Annotated in this window: 1 protein-coding gene; it reads right to left on the bottom strand. The window is 69.2% G+C overall.

Annotated features, from left to right (window positions below):
• The coding region (locus tag ACIRP7_RS45630) for an IS481 family transposase (RefSeq protein WP_403672987.1) at positions 1-994 on the bottom strand (994 nt) is incomplete at its 3' end.
• Between the last annotated feature and the right edge of the window lie 118 nt (positions 995-1112).

Raw genomic sequence — 1112 nt, 5'->3', positions numbered from 1 at the left:
TGTACTGACCCGTGAGGTTGGGGACGCGGCTGGCGGGTGGTTGGCCTTTCAGCGCGGTGTGTCCGCGGTGGTGATTGTAGGTGTGTAGCCAGTCGGGGAAGGCGTCGCGTCGTTCCTGCTCTGAGCGGTAGGGGCGGGCGTAGGCCCACTCGTCCAGCAGAGTGCGGTTGAAGCGTTCGACTTTTCCGTTGGTCTGGGGCCGGTAGGGCCGGGTGCGTTTGTGCGTGATCCCGGCCCGGGCCAGCTCGTCGCGCCAGTCGCGTGAGCGGTAGCAGGAGCCGTTGTCGGTCAGCACCCGTTCGACGGTGATCCCGGCCTGGCTGAAGAAGGCGTGGGCGCGCTGCCAGAAGCCGGTGGCGGTCTCCTTCTTCTCGTCGGTGAGGATCTCGCTGTAGGCGAGGCGGGAGTGGTCGTCGACGGCGGTGTGGAGGTAGCTGTAGCCGAGGTTGGGGCGGCCGTGGCGGGTGCGGGGCCGAGTGGGGTCGCGGTGTGCGGAGCTGTTGCGGCCTCCCTGGGCCCTGCCATTGACCTTGTGCCCGCCGCCGTCGGGGATGTTGCCCAGTTTCTTGATGTCGACGTGGATCAGTTCGCCGGGCCGGTCGCGTTCGTAGCGGCGTATGACCCGGCCGGTGGCCCGGTCGAGGTGGGACAGGCGGGCCAGGTGGTAGCGGGTCAGGACGCGGTGCACGGTCGAGGGCACCAGGCGCAGGAAGTGCGCGATGCGGGCCGGTCCCCATCTGCGCAGCAGTCGGACCTTGATGATCCGTCGCTCGGTGCGGGTGGGAGTGCGGCGGGGGCTGTGGTGAGGCCGGCTCGAGCGGTCGGCCAGACCGGCCTCGCCGTTGTGCCGGTAGCGGCCGGCCCATCGCTGGGCCGTGGTGGGCGAAACCTGGAAGCGTTCGGCGGCCCGCCGAAGCGGCCAGCCCTCCTCGACCACGCAGCGGGCCAGGCGCAGGCGGCCGGTCTCGGTCAGGGGTGCATTACGGTGGGGCACGAGGGCCTTTCTGTTGGTGTAGACGTCGCAATCCACACCGAACCGGAAGGCCCTCATCCGTTCAAGATCCCTCAGTCGAGACCTGGCTCACCTGTCCACAACCTCCCAGGACAGAACA

Source organism: Streptomyces sp. NPDC102270, from assembly GCF_044766405.1.
Classification (GTDB): Bacteria; Actinomycetota; Actinomycetes; order Streptomycetales; family Streptomycetaceae; genus Streptomyces.
Note: the sequence above shows the minus strand (reverse complement) of the source record. Positions and strands in the feature narration are given on the sequence as shown.